Here is a 19,584-nt window from a genome sequence, read left to right on the forward strand (position 1 = left end):
CTCTCCACCACACCAGTTTTTCGCCGGATGGAAAAAAGCTGGCCGAGATTCCAAACAATGGGTACCTTGCGAAAAAATCAAACATGGGCAGCCTGTTCATTCCCCCTGCCCAGCATTTTCACAGTAACACACTGGGACCGACAGCAATGATCTCCGACCCGAAACACCTCTCCGCCGACAATGTAAAACGATTTGATGACGCTGCCGCGGACTGGGAAGACAAACCGCAACGCGTCGCCCTTGCCCGCAAGGTTGCCGAAGCCATACAGCAGGCGATTCCCCTCGCCAGCACCATGCAAGTCCTCGAATACGGGTGCGGCACCGGCATGGTTTCCAGGACGTTGAGTCCGCATGTCAAAAAAATTATGGCCGTTGACACCTCGCCACAGATGCTGGAAGTTCTTCAGCAGAAGGCCGGGGAAGAAAAAATCGGCAACATTGAGACCCTTGCCCATGACCTTACCCAGAAGCCCTTACCAGACAACAATTTTGATCTCGTAATGAGCAGCATGACCCTGCACCACATCCCCGACATCGAAACCCTGTTGCACCGGTTTTTCGCCACCCTAAAACCGGGGGGCTATCTGGCCGTGGCCGATCTGGTCACGGAAGACGGCTCTTTTCATGAAGACAACAGCGGGGTCGCTCACCACGGAATCAATCCGGAGACAGTCCGGGCAATACTAGCGAAAAACGGCGGCCAGGACATCGGAGTGCAAGAGATCCACACCATTGAAAAACAGCAGGAAAACAGCGCAAAAATAAAGAGATATCCAATCTTTCTTGCCTGGTGCCGGAAGGGGAAATAAAGATGATTACAACCATTGCCGGCGATGCCCGCCACTTCAGCGATTTTGGCTGGCTTAAAACCTACTGGCTCTTTTCCTTTGCAGACTATTACGCCCCGGACAACATCCAGTTTGGCCCTCTCCGGGTGTTCAACGATGACGTGGTGGTTCCCGGCACGGGCTTTCCCACCCATCCCCACGAGGAAATGGAGATCATCACCATTGTCCTTGACGGCGAAATAACCCACAAAGACAGCATGAACAACACCAACGTCATCAAGGCCGGCGATGTCCAGCGCATGTCCGCAGGCACCGGGATTACCCACTCGGAATACAATAGCGGCAAGGCGCCGGTCCATTTTTATCAGATCTGGATCTATCCGGACAAACACGGGCTGCGCCCTTCCTATGACCAGCGCAGTTTCAATAAAGAGGATTGGCATAACCAGCTGCTGCCCATCGCCTCGGGCCAGCGGCACAAGAACGTGGTGCGTTTTCATAGCGGCGCCACGATCTACCGGGGTGAGCTTGATCCCGGCCGGGCCATCAGCTACGACACCAGCGAAGACCGTTGTATTTTCCTCTATCTCACCGCAGGTGAGCTGGTGGTCAATCGAACCCGGATGCTGCCAAAATACCAAGCCAGAATAGACATGGAAAAAAACCTCGTGCTGCAGGCGGGGAAAAAATCAGATTTCATCCTCATCGACCTGCCCACCTGCCGGGGCTGGGGATACGACAAAAATACCCTGAAAGGCGGGCGCTTCTAACCGTCTGCCTGAATCTGTTTAAAAAAGGAGATCTCCATGGTACGTAAAATCAGCGGCGCCTTCACCGGCGGAGCCATCGGCGCCTTCATCGACAGCCTCAATATTTGGATATTGGGGCAAGCCGGCATTACGGCCATGCTCGGCATCGGGTTGCGCCCGCAATTCACCGGTCCCTGGCTCTATCCCCGCCTGGTCTGGGGCGGACTCTGGGCCATGCTGTTGATCCTGCCGTTTTTTCGACAGAAAACCGCCCTGCGCGGCATCCTCATGAGCCTGGTGCCCACCACCATGATGCTGGTCATGGTCTTTCCGGAAATGGGCATGGGTCTGCTGGGCCTCAAGGCCGGGCTCCTGACCCCGCTTCTCGTGCTGCTCCTGAACTTCATTTATGGGATAGTGGCCTCTTTTTGGTACAAGAACTGCGCCTGAGCTGACTTTCCATACCTCTTCACGGGACAGCGCACATGAACGGTAAGATTTTCGCCATTGGTGACATCCACGGCTGCGCGGCAAAGCTTTCCCTGCTGCTGCAACGGCTGCCCTTTGATCCAGGGCAGGACACCCTGGTTTTTCTCGGCGATTATCTTGACCGCGGCCCGCAGGTCAAAGAGGTACTGGACCAGATCTGCCGTTTACGCCAGGACGGGGTGCGCGTTGTGCCCCTCATGGGCAACCATGAATACCTGCTCCTCGAATACCACCGGACCGGGGATCAGGCCCTCCTTCCCTATCTGCGGGGGCTTGGCCTGGAAAACACCCTGGAAAGTTACGGCGGCGCCAGTCTCGCCCAGCTCACCTCCCTTGCCTTTCTGCCCCACGAGCACCGGGCCTTTCTCGATTCCCTGCTGCCTTACTGGGAAACAGAGAAGTATATTTTTGTCCATGCCGGTCTGCGGCATGACCAGCCCTTGGCCGACCAGGATATTTCCGATCTCTGCGAGATCCGCGAACCGTTCCTGAGCGCCGACCTCGACTACGGCAAGCGGGTGATCTTCGGGCACAACTCCTTTGCCACTCCCCTCGTCACCCCGTTTAGAATCGGCATCGACACCGGCGCGGTCTACGGCAATCTCCTCACCGCCGTGGAACTGCCCGACCTCCGCTTCCATCACGCAGCCTAACCACGCGCCCAGATCAAAAATCGAGACGATAATCCCCGGCCAAGAAACGGCGGGCAAGGATGGTCACCGCCGCATCGGAATCAAGGCGGGCGTCGAGCTGCCGGGTATAACCGATCAGTCGGCCTATCTGGTTGAGGATCTTCTCGATTTCCTGCCGACTCAGGCCGGAGAGGCGGCCAACCAACAAATCGCCCGTGGCTTTGAGAGCAAAACCGTATTCCGCCAGCACTTGGGCCATGAGCTTGATGCGGCGGGAGCGATTGGTAATGGCGGCGGCTCCGCCCACAAAACGAAAGTAGATATGGTTGTTGCGCGAGGTCTCGCTGCAATAGCAGTCCAGCATATTGAAGTGGTAACCGAAGCGCAGGCTCATGTTCACATACTCCTTGCCGGCCAAAGCCAGGTTATAACCGGCCAACCCATCCCCACCGGTAAGATCCGCCGCCCTGGTCATGCCGGCGAGCAGATCGGCGCCGCGCAGGGCTGCCCCCTCATTTTGCCAGACTCCAGGAAAGAGCATGCCTTGAAGCACTGCCCGCAGCGGTACTGAAGCCACCTGGGCAAAATCCGCCTCCTTGTTGCCCGTCCCGCTGCGCAAACCGCCGCCCAAATCGATCACCAGAAGCTGGACCGGAATGGGCAGGGCCAACCGGCGCAGGGCGCTCTTTCCTCCGAAAAACCTGCCCAGGCCACGCCCCCGCCCCTGCCGTTCGGCATTGGCAACCAGGGCCTGCACCGCTTTCTCGTGCATGAAACGAACAAGATCATGCACGGTCTTACATTTTTCCTGGGCAAATTCCTGTTCCAGGGGATTAACCAAGTTGAGCGGCGCGATATAACGCATGATGTATTTCTGCCGCCTAAACTCATAGAGCTCCCGGAGCTTGGCCCCGGTCTGTCGCTCCTGCCGGAGCAGGCTTTGGACAATCCCTTCATAAACGACAAATTCGCCACCCTCCCCTGCCTGCAAGGTAATTTCCTGACCATGCCTGAGTAGGACGGTGGCCTGGCCGGTATTGACCACGGTGGGGATATTAAACTCGCGGCAGATGGAGGCCATGTGGCTGGTTGAGGCGCCGATATCGGTGATGATGGCGTTTAAAAAGGGAATGGCCTGCACAAAAAGGGGGGAATCATGCTTGGCTACCAACACGCAACCCTTGGGAATCTTTTCGAGTTCATCCAGATGCTGCAGGAGAAAGACTTTGCCCGCCGTGGCCCCCCGCTGCACCACTACCCCTTGGTTGCGCAGCAACACAGGATAGCCTGTCGGCTCGACCGGCTTGGGGCTTTGCGCCGTCTCCTCCGTCGATTCTTCCACCCGCAGGGCCCGAGCCTGGAGAATATAGCAACGACCGGCCGTATCAATGGCCCATTCGATATCCTGGGGGGTTTTGAAATGGGCCTCGATGGCCTGGGCTTGCCGGGCCAGAGCAAGAACCTCCGCCTCATTGAGGCACGCCATTTGCCTTCGGTCCACCGGGGTTTCCAGGGTCTCGATGCCTTCTTTGCCCCGGTTGACCACCATTAGCGCCTTGCCGCCGATTCGGCGCTCGACAAGTTGCGGCGTCTCCCCCTTGGCCACGGTGTAGAGATCGGCATCGATCAAGCCGTCCACCACCCCCTTGCCCAGGCCCCAGGCGGCGCTGATCGCCATCCTGCCCCGATCCTTGCCCGAAGCGACGGTATAGATGACCCCGCTGGTTCTCGCCTCGATCATCGCTACACAGCCCACCGCCATCCTCAGCTTCCCGAGATCGTAACCAAGCTGACGCTGATAGGCGGTGGCGTTGACCTGAAAAAGGCTGGCCACCACCTCTTTATAAGCGGCCAAAACCTCATCAACCCTGCAGGGGACGTTAAGCACCGTCTCGAACTGGCCGGCAAAGGAAAAATCGCCGTCCTCCTCCTCGGCGCTGCTGCGGATCGCCAGGGTTGCCCTCTCGCCGAGCCGGGTCCGCATCTTTCCCAGAGCAATGGTGAGCGAAGCCCTGAAATCATCGGGGAAATCCCCGGCGAGAATGGCGGCGCGCAACTCGGCCAGGATGGCGTTGTCGGCGTTGCCCAGCCCGACCAGCCGCTCTTCCAGGCCGTTGTGGCGCAGAAAGGCGGCAAAGGCTGCGGTGGTCAGGGCAAAGGCTTCAGGGACCCGGAGATGGAGGCTGTTGGCCATTTCAGCCAGATGATAATTCTTGCCGCCCACATCCTCGGCCAGATCCCAGGTGATCTCCGGGTAGAAAACCAGCAAGAGGTCGGAAAGCGGCCCGGCGCTGGTCAGCATCCGCTGCACCAGGCCGTCGATGCGGGCCAGGGTTTCTTCCAGTTGGGGATACTGGTTGTCGGTCAACAGCTTGAAGTTGCCAAGCGAGTCCGAGATCGCCGTAAAAAGATGGGCATAAGCACTTCGTGTATAATTGACGTCAAAAAGATAATCGCCCCCGAGCTTTTCCCCCATCTCGGTCATGGCTTCCAGGGTGCGGTTGTTACCGTCCAGCATCGCCTGGAAGGCGCGGAACCGCGCCGCCAGGTCGGGCGCAATGCCGACTTCCCGTTGCAGCACCTCTATGAGCCTGCGGAAAAAAGACTTTTGCATTATAATCGATTCCGCAGAGGGATTACCCGACCGGGATCATTCCTCCCCCAGGGCTCTCTTGACGGAGGCCTTCAATTCCTTGATCTTGACCGGCTTCGGGAAGAAGTCGTGCACATCGTCCCGCAAGGCCTCGATGGCCACATCCAGGTTGGCAAAAGCGGTGATCATGATCACCTTAATGCCAGGATAGAGCTTCTTGACTGTGCGCAGCACCTCAAGGCCGTCCACCCCCTTCATCTTCAGGTCGGTGACCACCACATCGAATCGTTTTTCCTGAAGCCGCTTCAGGGCCGATTCACCATTGAGGAAGGTCTCCACCTCGTAACCGTCCTGTTCGAAGGAGAGTTTTGCCATATCCCCCACGATCTTCTCATCATCAATGACCATAATGCTATGCTTCGCCATCACTGCACCTCTTTAACTTTTTGCAACTGGGTAGGGTTATGATAAAGGTTGTGCCGACTCCGGCCTGGCTTGTCACCCGGATGTTTCCCTGATGGTTCTTGATGATCCCGTAACTGACCCACAGGCCGAGGCCGGTGCCGCTTTCCTCCTTGGTGGTGAAAAACGGATCAAAGATGTGCTCGAGAAATTCCGGGGCAATGCCCTTGCCGTTGTCGCCGATCTCTATTTCTATTTCGTCATTGTCCGGCAGATAGCGGGAGGCAATCCGCAGCTCGCCGCCTTTGTCCATGGCCTGGATGGCATTGGTGGCCATATTGACCAATACCTGCTGAATCTGATGCTCGTCGATGTAGATATCCGGCAGCTCCTCGGCCAGGGCGAGCTTGATTTTGATGTTGGAGATATCAAGCATGTTCTGCACCAGGGACAGAATCTTCTGGATGACCTGGTTGGTGGCCGCCTTGGCCAGATGCTGCTCCTTGGGCTTCGCGTAATCAAGCAGGTTGTGGATGATCACCCGGAGTCGCTCGGTCTCTTCATCAACCCGCTCCATGAAACTGATCCGATCCTCCTTGCTGAGCCCGTCATACACCTCGGCATAGGTCTGGGCGAGCATGGAGATATTGTTGAGCGGATTATTGAGTTCATGGGCAACACCTGCCACCAGCACACCGATAGAGGCGAGCCGCTTGGACTGGACAATCTCCTTTTCCCGATGATGGAGTTCCTCTGCCATGGCATTGATGGCGCTGATCACCGCCCCCATCTCGTCGTTGGAAGGCTTTTCCTCGATCTTCGGGTAGTTGCCCCGGGAAATCGAACGGGTCAGTTCGACGACCTTGCGCAGCGACTGGCCGATGTTCCGGACAATAAGATTGCTGAAGAGAAAGGCAAAAAGCACCACGGCCCAGAAGGAATAGAGCAGGATGTTCTTGGAGCGGACAATGATCGCCCCGATACTCTCACTCTCAAGGGCGGTAATGTTTTCGGAAAATCCCTTGAGGCTCTGGCCCGCCTCCCGCAGCTTCTGCTGGGTCTCCACGTCCCGATGGCGGGCCTTGCTGATCGAATCGACCAGCTGCGCATACACATGGAGATGGTCTTGAAGCGTCTTGTATTTCTCGGAACCTACGGCCTTGATGATGTCAGGCTGGACCTGCTGGAGGGTCTGGCTGGTCTGGTCGATCCTGGTCTTGATATTGTTGAACGCTTCGTCATCGCCATAGAGAAAGTAATTTTTTTCCGCCAATCGCATTTCAAGAAAGTTGGCGTTGAGCCCCTCGGCGATCACGGTGAAGCGGAACTTGGTCAATATCTCGTTGAGGTTCTGCAAGGCAAACATGCCGATCAGGACGATGAGCAGGATATGGACCGCGTTGGAAAGATAGATTTTATGCTCGATTTTCATCCGATTTCTCCTCCTGCCAACACGGCGCTCCGGGTTCTGGGCAGCTCCGCCTGTTCCTTACGCACCGGCAGATACCAAAGCCCCCCGTCGATAATCATCAGCACGCCTGCCACGATCAGCATCCCATCAAAGAAGGTCTTGAAGCCCAGGCCATAGTAACCGATCAGGCCGATGCCGATGCTCACAAAAGAAACGCCGGTGCGGATAAAGGCCAGACCGGTGCGGGCCCGTGCATAGATGGTCCGGTAGCAGCCGGCAATGGTGCGCTGGGCGGCGAGCACGTTCCGTTCCCGGGCCAGATGGGTGCGTTCCCGGCTGGCAGGGACAGGGAACAAAATGGTGCAGTAGTCACCAAGCAGATCGCCAAGCCGGGCCAGCATGGTTTCCTTGGTCTGCTTTTCCCTCCCGACCTGTTCCAGGTGCTGATAGTTTTCAAGAAAACTCAAGGTGGCACCGGTCACCTCCACCAAGGTCTGATGCCGCGGCGGGGTCAGCCGTGAGCGCCTTACCCGGAGGTAGGTGGGCAGGGCGCTGAAGAAAAGGAGCAGGCCGAGGGCCAGGACACCATAAGCCAGGGAAGGATGGGCGGCAAAACGTTCACTGCTCAGGAGGGTCCGGGAAATGGCGCCGAGAGCGAGGCCGGTCCGGACAAAGGCCAGGGCGGTGCGGGCCTTGGCCAGATCGGTACGGTAGCAGGCCAGCCGGGTCCGCCACTGGGCCATGGTATTGCGCCAAAAGGCCAAGCCGGTCCGTTCGGTGCCGATGAGCAGGCCCGGCTTGTCATGGAGGTACTCTTGGGTAAACCAGGAAATCTCATCGGGCAACCCCACCCGGAACTCATAGAGGCCCGGACCAAAAATTTCCTCCACCTCCGCGCGCATGACAGCATCCGACGGATCGCTGGCGGCGATGACGATGGTGCCGTCACCGTCCTTGATCACCGGAAACCAGCCACTTTGCGCCAACTTGCTGCTGTCCAGGCCGGTGAGCAGTTCGGGCGGGATAGGCAGACGCTCATCGTATTCAATGGCGGCGCACTGGTAATAACTGGTCAGGGCCGCAAGGAGAACCTCCCGCGGCACGCCGTACTCGGCATGGAGAATCCGGGCCAACGGTACCCTGCGCAGCACGGCACCCTGGGCCGCTTCCGCAAGCAGCCCAGGCCGGGACATACCGATCCCGGCGAAGGGCTGCATCAATCTCTCTGTCTCAACCTTCATCATTGCTGAACACCACTTTTTTCCAGAATCGGGCTGACGCACCGTAATCAGGGATGGGGATCTCCATATCACCGTAACAGTAAGGAAACTGACGGCGCATCCACTCGGCCGGAATACTCCAGACAAAGCCGTCCGCTACCAGGAAAATTCCGGCCGTCATCATCGCATAATTGAACACGGCCCAACCGATGCTGCCGGTATCGTCAAAAAAAAGCACAAAGGCCACCCCGATGGAAAAGAGGCTCAAGCCGGTGCGGATAAAGGCAAAACCGGTACGGGACCTGGCCATCACCGTCCGCAACCGAGCCATGACGTTACGGCGCTCAGCCAACACTGTGCGCTCCAAGGCAACGCCGGTGGTGGCCCAAATTCCCGGCGCATGGGAGCTGCGGACCGGCAGGGTCATGGGATTCCTGTCCGGGCCGGGCAAAACATGGCGGTGGGGGAAATAATAATCCCAAATAGTGGACATCTTCGTCTTTTCCCGCACTGCAGCCAGCCCCTCCACCCCTGCCTGGCGGCCGCGGAAATACCAGAAAAAACCCTCCAGGGCCATGAGGGCGCCGACCCCGATGAGTCCGAGGTCGAAGGCCAGCCAGCGGCTGGCCTGAAACTGGCGCAGCAGGCCAAGGCCGAGGCTGACAAAGGCAAAGCCGGTGCGGGTGAAGGCCAGGCCGGTGCGGACCTTGGCCATTCTGGTTCTAAAACAGCCGAGCACCGTACGTTCCTCGGCCAGATCGGTTCGGTCGCTGGCCAGATAGCGACGCCGCATCACCGGCGACATGCTGGCCCAACCAACCCGCAGCTCAGCCGCGCCAGGAACCACCCCACTGCGGCGAAATTCCGGGGCCATCTCCTCGTTGTCCACCGCAAGCACGCTAGTCCCACCGGTGGCGCCGGTATCGACGCAGGGAGGAAGAGTTGCGTAAATCGCCCGGGCTGGGAGGTACCATTTGAGGCCGTCATAGACCATGATGATGCCGCTTATCAGGAGGGGCACCTCCAGGAACAGGTAATACCCCCCCCCGATCAGGCGGAGAAAAAGCAAGGCAATGGTGATAAAGGAAAGCCCGGTACGGATGAAGGCCAGTCCGGTACGGCTCTTGGCCAGCAGGGTCCGATAATGGGCGAAAAGGGACCGCCTCCCAGCCAGATAGGTACGAACCTTTGCCAACGGGGTGCGCCCGGCAATGGGCGGGAAGGCCGGATTAAGATCCCAGTTGTGTTCGATGATGCGGATGAGATCGGTCGGCAGGGTGACTTGGAACTCGATCTCCCCCACGCCAAGGGTCTTGCGGAGCTGAACGGCCAAGTCGGAACTGGGCGCGGTGGCGATCACCGTCGCCCGTCCGTCGGCAATTGCCCGCGGAAACCAGCCCTCGGCCCGGAGCTGCTCCATGTCCAAGCGCCATAGCAGGAACTGGGGGCCGGTCACCGACTCCTGATACTCCACCCACGGGCAGCCATACTGCTCCCCAAGCGCTGCCAGCCTTTGAAATTTTTCAAGACCTCTTTCCATATTACGATGTCCCTGTCTTGTGAGCCAGGCCAGCCCCCTCGGTTTCAGTTTTCTTTTCCAGACGGCTCAAGGCATAGTCGCCATCCAGAAAGGCCTGGGCAACCACGGGGATCATCGAGTCGGTGGCCATGGCTGCGTCAAGCAGTCGGGTAAAACCCAGGATCCTGCCCACCACCACCAGTTTCTCCTCAATGGCCTCCCTGGTCGCCCCCTGGAGCGAGGCATTGACCAGATCCTCCTTGACATCGACCAGAAACCCGTAATGCTCGAAGATCTCCCCGATGCACAGGGCGCGCCGCCGCCGCCGTTCCAGGGAGGTGCCCCCGCCCTTGAAGCGGAACCGAATATGGTTGCTCCGCGCCTCCGGGGAGCAAACCGCGTCGATCATGATAAAGTGAAAATCCATGCGCGCGTTCATGTTGCAGTAATCCCGGCTGACCAGGCAATAGTTGGGCATGCCGATGGGCCGCTCCGACTTCTGGTCGGTGAGAAAGGAGGACATCACTGAACCCATGGGCGTCCCGCCCGGCGGCGGGCCCCAGTGCAGGCCAGGGGTGGTGATGCCGCGCCACAGGGCCTGAAAGGGCCGGGAGATGACCATCTCCGGCGGGATTCTTCTCTTTTTCGGCCCGGTCAAGGCCAGCCCCCCTCCCATGTCGATGACACTGACAAAAAAAGGAACCGGCGCATCGATGGCATGCACAACGCCCAGATTCCCCTCCAGAACCTCGTCCCCGGCCTCGAACATGGAAAGCACCGCCTTTTCATGGACAAAACGAACGATATCGTGGAGCGACTTGCATTCCATGATGGAAAAGGTCGGGCCGTAGGCATCGGTAAGATGCAGGGCCGTGATCAGCTCCCGCAGTTCCTGGTAGAGGGGTGGGAGGCTGGTGAGCACAGGGCGGGCGACGGGCGGACTTTTTCCCCAGGCTTCCAGGGCCGCGCTGATTTCCTCACCGGTGGCCGCGTACACCCGGCCATGGCTCCCGTCCACGGTGAGCCACTGCCCGGCGTTCAGCCGACTCCCCGCATCCGTCAGCCCGCAGATCAGGGGGGTTCCCTGCTCGCGGGCCACGCAGGCCAGGTGATCGGCCGGGCTGCCGAGATCCACCAGCACGGCAGCCACCAGCCCCAGAAGGTTTGCCGCATCGACAAAACTCTGGGGCATGACCAGCACCACCGGCTCTTGCGGAATCTTTTCCAGATCCCTGCGGCTTTTTACCAGCAGCACCCGGCCGGTGGCCCTCCCCCCCGAAGCCATGATCCCCTGGACAAGGGGCGGGGCCTTGCCCTGCCATTCCTCCCCACTCTGCACGCCCATGGTGGTAAGGGGCCGCACCTGGAGGATAATCGCCTGTCCCTCCCTGTCCACCGCCCATTCAATATCCTGCGCTATCCCTTCCCGCTCTTCCAGGGCCTTGCCCCAGGCGGCGAGAAACCTTAGCTCCTCTTCGTTGAGCACCGGTTTACAACGCTCCTCCGGCGCAAGATCCTGCCAGTGCACCCCGCCCTCGGCAGCACCGACCAGAAACCTCTCCTTGTCGGCGATGCTGGAACGCTGCCAGTCCACTGCACCGTCTTGTCCGACCAGATAGAGATCCGTTGCCACGCTGCCGGAAACCGCGGCCTCGCCCAAGCCCGGCACCGCGCTGATCAGCATCATCCCGCTTTCCGGCTCCTGCGGGGAGCGGGTGAGCAGGATGCCTGCGGCACGGGCATCCACCATCTCAAGACAGAGTACGGCCATCTCAAAGCTTAAGGGATCAAGACCGGCATGCAGCCGGTAGGCAAGGCTGCGCACATTGAAGTTGCTGGCCACCACCTCGGTGAAGGCCTTGAGAAACCGGGTCTCCTCCCGAACATTGAGCACCGAACTGAACTGGCCGGCAAAGGAATGGCGCTCCCCATCCTCGCTGATGCTGCTGCTGCGCACGGCCAGGGCCTTGCCGGCTTGAAAAAAGGGGCGGGCCAGGGCGAGAATCTCCTCGGCCAAGGATGGGGGAAGCGGAGCATTCCGAATGAGCTCCTGAACCCGGTGCGCCGTTTCCGGGGGGATAGCCTTGTCGGTCCCTGCCCCGTGCGTTGCCAGCAAATGGACCAGCTGCAAGGAGAGTCCTTGATGCTCCAGAAAGAAGCGACAACCGGGCAGGGTAACCACAAAACCGTCCGGCACCCTGAACCCCTTCTGCTTGAGGTCGGCCAAGGCTGCCGCCTTGTTGCCAGTCAGAGGCCGGTGTTCGGGCGCCAAGGCGGCAAAGGACAAGGAAAAGGGAATAGCTTCAGGACGGGAAAGGGGCGCCAACTTTTCCCGAATGGTCGTAGCCAGGCTATGCTGCACGCCCCAGAGCGCCCGGTACCGGCCCACGGCCAGATGCTCCAGCCGGGCCACCATCTCCTCGGTTTCCTCGATAAGCTTTTCCGTGAGCCGGGCCAGACCTGAATGATCGCCCTGCAAGCGAAGGTGGATACCGATTTCGGTGAGGCGGTCAACCGCCCGGTTGTTGCTGGCAAGCAGGGAGCGAAATATCTGGTAGCGGGCGGTGAGGAGATCGTGCGCCTCATCCTGCCGCTGGCGCCGGTTTGCCTGCAACCTGGCGCTTTGTTTTTTAAACCAGCGCAGCATGGGGCTCACCTTTCGCTCCCGGCCTGGTCCTGCTTGACCGAGGCGAGAAACTGCTCAAAAAACCGTTCGATGGCCGCCTCGTCGCGCATCTGCACGTCAAGCTGACGGGTAAAGGAGATCAGCTCGCCCAATCGGGTAAGAACCATCTCCATCCGCGGGGCGTCGAGGTTCCTGGCCTTGGCGATCACCAGGTCTCCGGTGCGGTCCACCTTGAAATAGAGGCCCGTCAAAATGGCGCTGATCAGTTGAGCGCGTCGTTTCCGCTTTGTCTGGTTGGCAATGCCGCCGACAAAACGGAAATAGATGTAATTATTATCCGGCTCCGGAGAGAAAAAGGCATCCACCACATTGAAGTGATAGCCAAGGCGCAAAAAGAGATTGCAGTAATTATCAGCGATAATCGCGAGATTGTCGCCCGGATAGGAGGACGGGTTGGCCAGCACGACCAGCGGCTTACCAAGCCCGGAAAGTATTTCCCTCAGCCCCAGGGGGACCGGTTTCCTCACCTGGGCCGCATCGCTGAAAAAACCGGCAAGAATGGCGGCGAGCGGGCGGCAATTCAGCATTTCCAGCGTGAGTTCCTCGCCTTTCCGGGGCGCTTCCCCCTTGATTCCAGAGCCGAGATCAATAACCCGTAATTTAAGCGGGGCTGGCAGGCGCACCGGGTAACTCGGCAACCCCGAACGCCCGGGGTACTCGGCATGGAAATGAATGAGGCCGTCGATGGCCTTTTCGTGACTGAAACGCAGGATATCGTGAAAGGTCCGGCAGTTTTCCGGGATAAAATCAGCGGCTGCGGGGTTGGCAAGGGTGATCGGCGCTATCCAACGCAGAAGTTTCCGGAGAATCCGCAGCTCCGGGGAGCTCCGGTAGGCGGAATCTTCCGTGGTCTGCAACCGGAGCAGGCCGTGGATGATGCCCCGGTAGACCTTCTTGTTTTCCACATCGATGGTTACTTCCTCACCTTCGGGCAGCAAGGTGGTGGCCTCGCCGGTGCCGAACAGGGCCGGGGTCCGGTATTCGCGGGCAATGGTGGCCAGGTGGCCGGTGGGGCCACCGATGTCCGTAATGATGGCGGAAGCCTTCCAGACAATGGGGCTGAGCCGGGGATCGGGAAACCGGGCCACGGCCACGGCGCCCATGGGGAACTGCTCGGGATCGGTTTCCTGGTCCACATGCACGACCAGGCCTGCGCCGATGCCAAGCTGGGCGATCTGCCCTCTGTTTTCCATGATCGACTCGGAGGCTTGCAATTCGGCGGCAATCTCGCTCGGCAGAGGCAGGGGCTTTACCGGCAGGGTAAACGGCCTGCTCTGGAGAATAACCAGCTCCTTGCCCAGGGCCCATTCGATATCCTGGGGGCCATCAAAAGCTTTTTCCAGAAGCAGGGCCTGTTCGGCCAGCTTTCTGATTTCCTCCGGAAGGAGAGAGCTTGAGCCGCGCCGCAGGCCGTTGGCCTGAACGGCCAGAGGATTTTCCCGGTCCGCCGGCGGGGCCATGGGGGTGAAAAGTTCACTTTCCAGCAGGGGGAAAGGCCAGGTGCGGCTTACGGTGAAACGGTCCGCGGTGGTGCGTCCGGCAACCAATCCCCTGGCCGCGCCCCGGACCGAGGTGATGAGCAGGCTGTTTTCTTCCGGGGCATTAGGGGTGCGGCTGTAGGTCACCCCGGCAACCCGAGAGGGACTCATCAGCTGAACCCCGACCGCCATGGGAACTGCGCGGCTGTCGCTATCCGGCCCAAGGTATTCCAAGGCGGCGAGGGAAAAACGGGAAGCGAGCACCTGCCGATACGCGTCCAGCACTGCGGGGAGATCGGGGGCAACCTCAAGAACCGAACGGAATTGCCCGGCAAAACTCCTGGTTTCCCCATCCTCGCCCACCGCGCTGCTGCGCACGGCGAGAAGCGGATCAGGCCCGCACTCGGCAAGAAGCAGGGCCAGCTCCTCCTGCACGGCCACGGCAAGTCCGTGGGGCAAGCGGGCCTTGCTGAAGAGCAGTTCGATCCGGCGCACCTGCTTTTTCCTGGGCATATCGGCCGCGCAGATGGCATCGATCCGGGCAAAAAGATCGTTTTCCTCCATGAACAACCGATAGGCTGCCACGGTGATGGCGAAACCGGAGGGAACCCGGAGATGGAGATGGTTATGGATCTCGCTTAAGGTGGCGTTCTTGTTGCCGACCAGTCCGTCAAAATCGCTGGTTATCAGGGCGTAGGGCAGGGTAAGACTATGGTCGTAGGGTCCGGCATAGCCGACCGCCAGCACGGAAAGCTTGCCGGCAATCTCTTCATAACGGTCATAGAGGCCAAGGTAGCCATTGCCGGTCAGATTGTTAAGACAATAGATTACCTCGCGCACCAGATCGTTGAGATCATTCACCACCTCGGCCAGAAATTTTTTATCAAAAACATATTCACCGGCCAGGGCGCTTTCCATGGTGGAAATCTTCTCCAGCACCGCGTTGTTCAAGGAAAGCAGCCGACGAAACAGTTGGAAAATTCCGGCAAAAGCCGCGGTTTTTCCCATACGTTCTGGCAGTTCGGGGGAGGAAATCATGCTTCGGTATCCATACGGGGCAGCCTGATCTTAAAGGTCGTGCCCCTGCCCTGTTCGCTTTCCACCTCTATCTCACCGTGGTGGTCCTTGACAATGGCGTAACTCAGCGACAGGCCAAGGCCGGTGCCTTCGTTCTTGGTGGTGAAAAAAGGATCGAAGATATGGGACTTGGTCTCCGGCGTCATGCCGGCGCCGGTATCCCTTACCTCAATCCACGCTTCTTTTCCAGCCGCCTGCACGGCAAGATCAAGACGGCCTTCGGGCGGCATGGCCTGGACCGCATTGAGCATCAGATTGACCAGCACCTGTTGCAAGTGGTTGGGGTTGCCGCTGACCAGCACTGGCTGCTCGGGATGGGCGTAATGGTAAGCGATGCCGCCCAGGCGAAACTGATTCTTCACCAGGGTAATGGAGCTTTCCACCAGCGCGACAAGATCAACCGGCTCCATGGTGTTGGCCTTGTGAGTACGGGAAAACTCAAGCAGATGGTGTACCACCTCCCTGGCCCTGTCAGACTGGACCAGGATATCCCGCACCATGTCCAGCCGTTCACTGCACGCCAGATTCGGCAGGTCTTCCAGCAACACCTCGGCGGTGAGGGAGATATTGTTGAGCGGATTGTTGATCTCGTGGGCGATGCCCGCCGTTAACTTACCGATGGCCGCCAGTTTTTCCGACTGGACCAGCTGGACCTGCTTGGCATTGAGGGCCTTAAGCATCAGATTCAGGGAATTGACCAGTTCGATGCCCTCCACCGAACATCTGATCTCCTCCCCCACCGGAATGGAGTTCATCTCGCCCTGCATGATCCTGGCCGAGGCCTCACGGATGGCGGTGAGAGGGCGCATGATCCAGCGCATCATGTAAAAGATGAGCATCGCACCAAGCAACACGGCCAGAGCCAGGATAAAAACCGCTGATTTTTGGTAGTTGGCGACCTCACGCTCCACCTGGAGCCTTGCCCTGGCGTCCATATCGAAAATAATCTTAGTGAGGTCCTGACCATGTTTGCGCAAGGCGCTCTCCAGGGATTTTTTGTTGCGCGGGGCAAGATCCGCCTCCATCAATTGCCGGGAAAGGAATTCGTAGCGGCTAAGCTCCTTGTCATAAAAGGATTGCAGTTCGTTCTGATTGCCCGGCAGGGCCGCCTTTACCCCGACAATTGCGGCCCTGACCTGATCGACATAGTCCAGGGCGCTCAACAGATCCTTTTTGTCGTTGAACAGAAGATAATTCTTTTCGTAACGCCTGATTTCCAGGACATTCTGGTTCAGTTCATAAAACGACTCGATGATCCGGATCTTGTCCTCAATGCGCCACAAGGCATAGCTGGCAGTCAGCGTGGCAATGACGCCGAGACCGGCGACAATGCCGATGGTCATCAGGAGCTTGCCCCGGATGGAACGGATGGCCGGAAATAAGAAACGGCAGGGCAACGGCCTGGAGGGTTCCATCTCTTCCCGCCTGATCGGCGGCTCTTGGGCGGGAATGCGGGTGTCTTCCATGATTATTTCCCTTGGCTCTGCATCTCAATGGCACGGAAGATCACCTGCTTCAGCTCATCGAGGCGAAAGGGCTTGGCCAGAAAGGCAAAGACCCCCTCCTGTTGCGCCAATTCGGCGGTATCCGGCGAGGCATATCCGGTAATGATAATCACCTGGGTGGCGGGGTTCTGGCGCCGGACCCGTTTCAGCACCTCGATGCCGTCGATCCCCTCCATCTTCAGATCGGTCACCACGATATCAAAGTCCCTTTCGGCTATGGCCACCAGGGCCGAAGCGGAGTCGGTGTAAGTCTCTATCTCAAAACCGATTTTGGTGAAGACCTGATGGAGACGCTTGCCCACGATGGGCTCGTCATCCACAACCAGCAAGCGGCGGATTGCGCCGGGATCATTATCGCTCATTGGACTCCCTCCTTAATATTTCATATCTTACCGACCTTGTCGGGCGACAATGCCGTAATCACCCATGAGAAACGCTTCGGCATACCGGGCCACTGTTTCGTCATCCGTCATCTGCACGTCCAGTTGCCGGGTAAAGCCGATCAACCGGCCGAGAATATCCAGGGTGCGTTCCATTTCCGGCTGGGCCAGATTGCTGGTCCGGGCGATGACCAGATCCCCCTTGGTCTGGATGCTGAAATCAAAGGCCTCCAGGATGGTGGCGATGAGGGTTGCCCGCCGCGAACGCTTGGCAATATCGGTGGCCCCGCCCAAGAAGCGGAAATAAATATGATTGTCGCGCTCCACGTCATGGCAGAAGGCGTCGATGATATTGAAATGATACCCGAACCGAAAGCAGAGGTTCACATAGGTTTCGCTGATGATGGCGATGTTGTGCCCGGTGTACTGCCCGGAAAGGGTGTCTTGGGGGGTGGTCATCATGCTGTGCATCATGTCCCGGAAACTCACCGGCATGGCCTCCTGATGCCAGGCCCCGGGAAAGAGCATGCCCTGGAGGATGGCCCGAAAGGGGATCGAACGGATGGCGGCAAAGGGAATCTGGTCACGCGGGGCGTCCGGGGCAATGCCACCGCCGATGTCGATGGCAAGGATGCCTGCCTGAATGGGCAGGTCCAGCCGTCTTGCCAGGCCGCCGGGCAGGCAACGGTCGTCCCGGCCCAGCTCCACCAGATGCAGCACCGCGGTTTCATGGATGAAGCGGAGCACGTCGTGGAAAGTCCGGCAGCCTTCGGGCCTGAATTCCTGCATCAGCGGGTCAACCAGGTTCAGCCGGGAAACCTCCCGGAGAATGCGGCGCAGCATGCGGAACTCCGGGGCCATGTGCAGGTCCATGGTGGTGGTCGCCTGATAAGTGAGCAGTTCCACTACCCTGCCCCGGTAAATCCGGCGGTCCTCGGCGTCCACGGTTATTTCCTCACCGTCCGACACTTTGGCCATGATGTCCGCAACCCCGACCAGACAGGGAACCCGCAACTCACGGCACAGCGTGGCCATATGGCTGGTGGGGCTGCCCACCTCGGTGACAATGGCCGCGGCCCGGTGCATGACCTGGACGAATTGGGAGGAATCGCGGTGGCTGATGAGCACCGCGCCCTCGGGGAACTCCTTGAGATCGGCCAGGGTTTCCACCCAAAAGGCTGGCCCGGCGCCGATGCCCTGCTGGGCCACCCGTCCGGCATCCACCGCAATAAGCTCATAGCCTTCGAGTTGTTCGGAAAGCTTTGGTTTGCCCCTTTCGCTCTCCGTGATCAACAGGGGTCTGGATTGCAGGATGTAGAGGGCCCCCTGCGGGTTCACGGTCCATTCGATGTCCTGGGGACGCTTGAAAAAAGTTTCCAAATGAATGGCGACTCCGGCAAGCTCCAAAAGTGTCTGTTCGTCAAGGCAGGGAGCCTCAACCTGTAAATCCGGCACCGCTCGCATCGCAAGCCCGCCATCAGCCTCCCCTGTTGACCGCAGGGCTTCATGTTTTGCGGCGATTACCCGCTCGACAACCTGCGGCGGTTCCCCCTTGCTGATTCGGAAAAAATCCGTGGGCACCTGTCCCTCGACCACCGCCTGCCCCTGTCCCAGGGCGCCGACCGCTACCATGCTCTGTGAACCGGGCTCCATGGGATCCATGGAATAGATGATGCCGCTGGCAAGAGCCCGGATCATGCGCTGGCAACAGGCGGCAATGGACATGGGGCTGCCTTCGGGAAAGACCTGCCTGCGGTAATGGATGGCCTTGGCGCCAAAAAGACTGGCCGCCACCTGCAGGTAGGCGCGATACACCGCCTCGGCCTGGGGAGGAACCTGCAACTCGGAATGAAACTGCCCGGCAAAGGAAAAATCCATGTCCTCTTCCTGGGCGCTGCTGCGGACCGCGAGAAAAAGAGGGGGTTCGCTACTGATTGCAAGCCGCGTAAGAGCCTCGGCCAACGTCTCAAGAAAGCCGGAGGGCGGCGCGGCGCGGAGTACCTTTTCCTGCAAAAGACGGCGCAATGCCTCAAGCCCCTCTTCATCGGGAAGGTGCTCGGACAGCAGCTGCTCAAACCGATCGAACTCCGGCCGTATGCCGTTCAAATCCAAGAGATCGTGAAACAGCCGGGTGGTGATGACAAACCCTTCCGGCACCCGGACCTTGGGGTTGTGGAGCAGCTCGGAAAGATGCGCGGCCTTGCCGCCCACCAGCGGCCAATGCCGGGTCTCGACTTCCGTAAGCCAGAGCAGGGGGGGGCCTTCCCGGTCATCCCGTTTGTTGAGGATCGCCCGGACCCTGGTCTCCATGGGGATAAAGACCTCATGCAGCGCCGCGCACTGGTCCTGGGTCAGGATGTTGATTGCGGCAATGGCACGATGCATGGCCGCGATCATCTCCTCAACCGTGGCTTCCACATAACGAAGATCAAAAAGATACTCGCCGCTCAGCTTCTCCCCCATGTCGGCGATGATCTCCAGGGCCTGGTTGTTTGCCTTGAGCACCTCGCGGAACTGGGAGAATATCAGGGGCAGAGGCCGACAGGCCTTGGGCGTGAACCAGCGTTGGACGGAAAATCCTTTCAGGAGATCACGGAGGGCCATACGCTGCGGTCCTACAAAAAAAGAATCGGCGAGGGGACAGATCAGGTTACC

Annotated in this window: 14 protein-coding genes; 4 read left to right on the forward strand and 10 right to left on the reverse strand. The window is 59.2% G+C overall.

Annotation, left to right across the window (positions count from 1 at the left end):
• Positions 1 to 146 precede the first annotated feature (146 nt).
• The 4 genes from ACZ46D_RS04835 to ACZ46D_RS04850 are packed head-to-tail and all read left to right on the forward strand — an operon-like array spanning position 147 to position 2,679.
• The gene (locus tag ACZ46D_RS04835; protein ID WP_464928905.1) at positions 147 to 809 is read left to right on the forward strand and encodes a class I SAM-dependent methyltransferase; all 663 of its coding nucleotides are present in this window, start codon (positions 147 to 149) and stop codon (positions 807 to 809) included.
• Between the two features lie 2 nt (positions 810 to 811).
• Complete coding sequence (locus ACZ46D_RS04840) at positions 812 to 1,558, forward strand: pirin family protein (RefSeq protein ID WP_464928906.1); 747 nt, start codon at positions 812 to 814, stop codon at positions 1,556 to 1,558.
• Positions 1,559 to 1,594: 36 nt separating this feature from the next.
• Positions 1,595 to 1,987, forward strand: coding sequence for a hypothetical protein (locus tag ACZ46D_RS04845; RefSeq protein ID WP_464928907.1), 393 nt, complete (start codon positions 1,595 to 1,597; stop codon positions 1,985 to 1,987).
• A gap of 35 nt (positions 1,988 to 2,022) precedes the next feature.
• Positions 2,023 to 2,679, forward strand: coding sequence for a metallophosphoesterase (locus ACZ46D_RS04850; protein WP_464928908.1), 657 nt, complete (start codon positions 2,023 to 2,025; stop codon positions 2,677 to 2,679).
• A 13-nt stretch (positions 2,680 to 2,692) separates the two neighbouring features.
• On the opposite strand, the gene ACZ46D_RS04855 is transcribed toward ACZ46D_RS04850, so the two are convergent.
• Genes ACZ46D_RS04855 through ACZ46D_RS04900 form a run of 10 tightly spaced genes read right to left on the reverse strand, consistent with a single transcriptional unit; the run spans position 2,693 to position 19,533 of the window.
• On the reverse strand, positions 2,693 to 5,272 hold the full coding sequence (locus ACZ46D_RS04855; protein ID WP_464928909.1) for a PEP/pyruvate-binding domain-containing protein: 2,580 nt from the start codon (positions 5,270 to 5,272) through the stop codon (positions 2,693 to 2,695).
• A 36-nt stretch (positions 5,273 to 5,308) separates the two neighbouring features.
• The gene (locus ACZ46D_RS04860) at positions 5,309 to 5,677 is read right to left on the reverse strand and encodes a response regulator (protein WP_464928910.1); all 369 of its coding nucleotides are present in this window, start codon (positions 5,675 to 5,677) and stop codon (positions 5,309 to 5,311) included.
• The gene (locus ACZ46D_RS04865; RefSeq protein ID WP_464928911.1) at positions 5,664 to 7,085 is read right to left on the reverse strand and encodes an ATP-binding protein; all 1,422 of its coding nucleotides are present in this window, start codon (positions 7,083 to 7,085) and stop codon (positions 5,664 to 5,666) included. The genes ACZ46D_RS04860 and ACZ46D_RS04865 overlap by 14 nt, the downstream gene beginning before the upstream one ends.
• The gene (locus ACZ46D_RS04870) at positions 7,082 to 8,308 is read right to left on the reverse strand and encodes a GspE/PulE/PilB domain-containing protein (RefSeq protein WP_464928912.1); all 1,227 of its coding nucleotides are present in this window, start codon (positions 8,306 to 8,308) and stop codon (positions 7,082 to 7,084) included. The genes ACZ46D_RS04865 and ACZ46D_RS04870 overlap by 4 nt, the downstream gene beginning before the upstream one ends.
• The gene (locus ACZ46D_RS04875; RefSeq protein ID WP_464928913.1) at positions 8,295 to 9,824 is read right to left on the reverse strand and encodes a DUF202 domain-containing protein; all 1,530 of its coding nucleotides are present in this window, start codon (positions 9,822 to 9,824) and stop codon (positions 8,295 to 8,297) included. The genes ACZ46D_RS04870 and ACZ46D_RS04875 overlap by 14 nt, the downstream gene beginning before the upstream one ends.
• A gap of 1 nt (position 9,825) precedes the next feature.
• Positions 9,826 to 12,450, reverse strand: a complete 2,625-nt coding sequence (locus ACZ46D_RS04880) for a PEP/pyruvate-binding domain-containing protein (protein ID WP_464929254.1) — start codon at positions 12,448 to 12,450, stop codon at positions 9,826 to 9,828.
• A 5-nt stretch (positions 12,451 to 12,455) separates the two neighbouring features.
• Positions 12,456 to 15,005 carry a PEP/pyruvate-binding domain-containing protein gene (locus tag ACZ46D_RS04885; protein WP_464928914.1) on the reverse strand — a complete coding sequence of 850 codons (2,550 nt, stop codon included), beginning with the start codon at positions 15,003 to 15,005 and terminating at the stop codon, positions 12,456 to 12,458.
• The gene (locus ACZ46D_RS04890; protein ID WP_464928915.1) at positions 15,002 to 16,510 is read right to left on the reverse strand and encodes a sensor histidine kinase; all 1,509 of its coding nucleotides are present in this window, start codon (positions 16,508 to 16,510) and stop codon (positions 15,002 to 15,004) included. Before ACZ46D_RS04890 ends, ACZ46D_RS04885 begins: the two co-directional genes overlap by 4 nt.
• A 2-nt stretch (positions 16,511 to 16,512) precedes the next feature.
• Positions 16,513 to 16,911 (reverse strand): response regulator, encoded by a 399-nt coding sequence (locus ACZ46D_RS04895; RefSeq protein WP_464928916.1) that lies wholly within the window; start codon positions 16,909 to 16,911, stop codon positions 16,513 to 16,515.
• Positions 16,912 to 16,938: 27 nt separating this feature from the next.
• Positions 16,939 to 19,533: a PEP/pyruvate-binding domain-containing protein gene (locus tag ACZ46D_RS04900; protein ID WP_464928917.1), complete on the reverse strand. Its 2,595-nt coding sequence runs from the start codon at positions 19,531 to 19,533 to the stop codon at positions 16,939 to 16,941.
• Between the last annotated feature and the right edge of the window lie 51 nt (positions 19,534 to 19,584).

The organism is Thiovibrio sp. Mzg5, assembly GCF_055379285.1.

Bases quoted from the DNA above. Each gene is read 5' to 3' on its own strand.
- ACZ46D_RS04855 (WP_464928909.1), bottom strand. From the start codon at position 5,272: ATGCAAAAGTCTTTTTTCCGCAGGCTCATAGAGGTGCTGCAACGGGAA.
- ACZ46D_RS04850 (WP_464928908.1), top strand. From the start codon at position 2,023: ATGAACGGTAAGATTTTCGCCATTGGTGACATCCACGGCTGCGCGGCA.
- ACZ46D_RS04895 (WP_464928916.1), bottom strand. From the start codon at position 16,911: ATGAGCGATAATGATCCCGGCGCAATCCGCCGCTTGCTGGTTGTGGAT.
- ACZ46D_RS04840 (WP_464928906.1), top strand. From the start codon at position 812: ATGATTACAACCATTGCCGGCGATGCCCGCCACTTCAGCGATTTTGGC.
- ACZ46D_RS04885 (WP_464928914.1), bottom strand. From the start codon at position 15,005: ATGATTTCCTCCCCCGAACTGCCAGAACGTATGGGAAAAACCGCGGCT.
- ACZ46D_RS04845 (WP_464928907.1), top strand. From the start codon at position 1,595: ATGGTACGTAAAATCAGCGGCGCCTTCACCGGCGGAGCCATCGGCGCC.
- ACZ46D_RS04900 (WP_464928917.1), bottom strand. From the start codon at position 19,533: ATGGCCCTCCGTGATCTCCTGAAAGGATTTTCCGTCCAACGCTGGTTC.
- ACZ46D_RS04890 (WP_464928915.1), bottom strand. From the start codon at position 16,510: ATGGAAGACACCCGCATTCCCGCCCAAGAGCCGCCGATCAGGCGGGAA.
- ACZ46D_RS04875 (WP_464928913.1), bottom strand. From the start codon at position 9,824: ATGGAAAGAGGTCTTGAAAAATTTCAAAGGCTGGCAGCGCTTGGGGAG.
- ACZ46D_RS04880 (WP_464929254.1), bottom strand. From the start codon at position 12,450: ATGCTGCGCTGGTTTAAAAAACAAAGCGCCAGGTTGCAGGCAAACCGG.
- ACZ46D_RS04870 (WP_464928912.1), bottom strand. From the start codon at position 8,308: ATGATGAAGGTTGAGACAGAGAGATTGATGCAGCCCTTCGCCGGGATC.
- ACZ46D_RS04860 (WP_464928910.1), bottom strand. From the start codon at position 5,677: ATGGCGAAGCATAGCATTATGGTCATTGATGATGAGAAGATCGTGGGG.
- ACZ46D_RS04835 (WP_464928905.1), top strand. From the start codon at position 147: ATGATCTCCGACCCGAAACACCTCTCCGCCGACAATGTAAAACGATTT.
- ACZ46D_RS04865 (WP_464928911.1), bottom strand. From the start codon at position 7,085: ATGAAAATCGAGCATAAAATCTATCTTTCCAACGCGGTCCATATCCTG.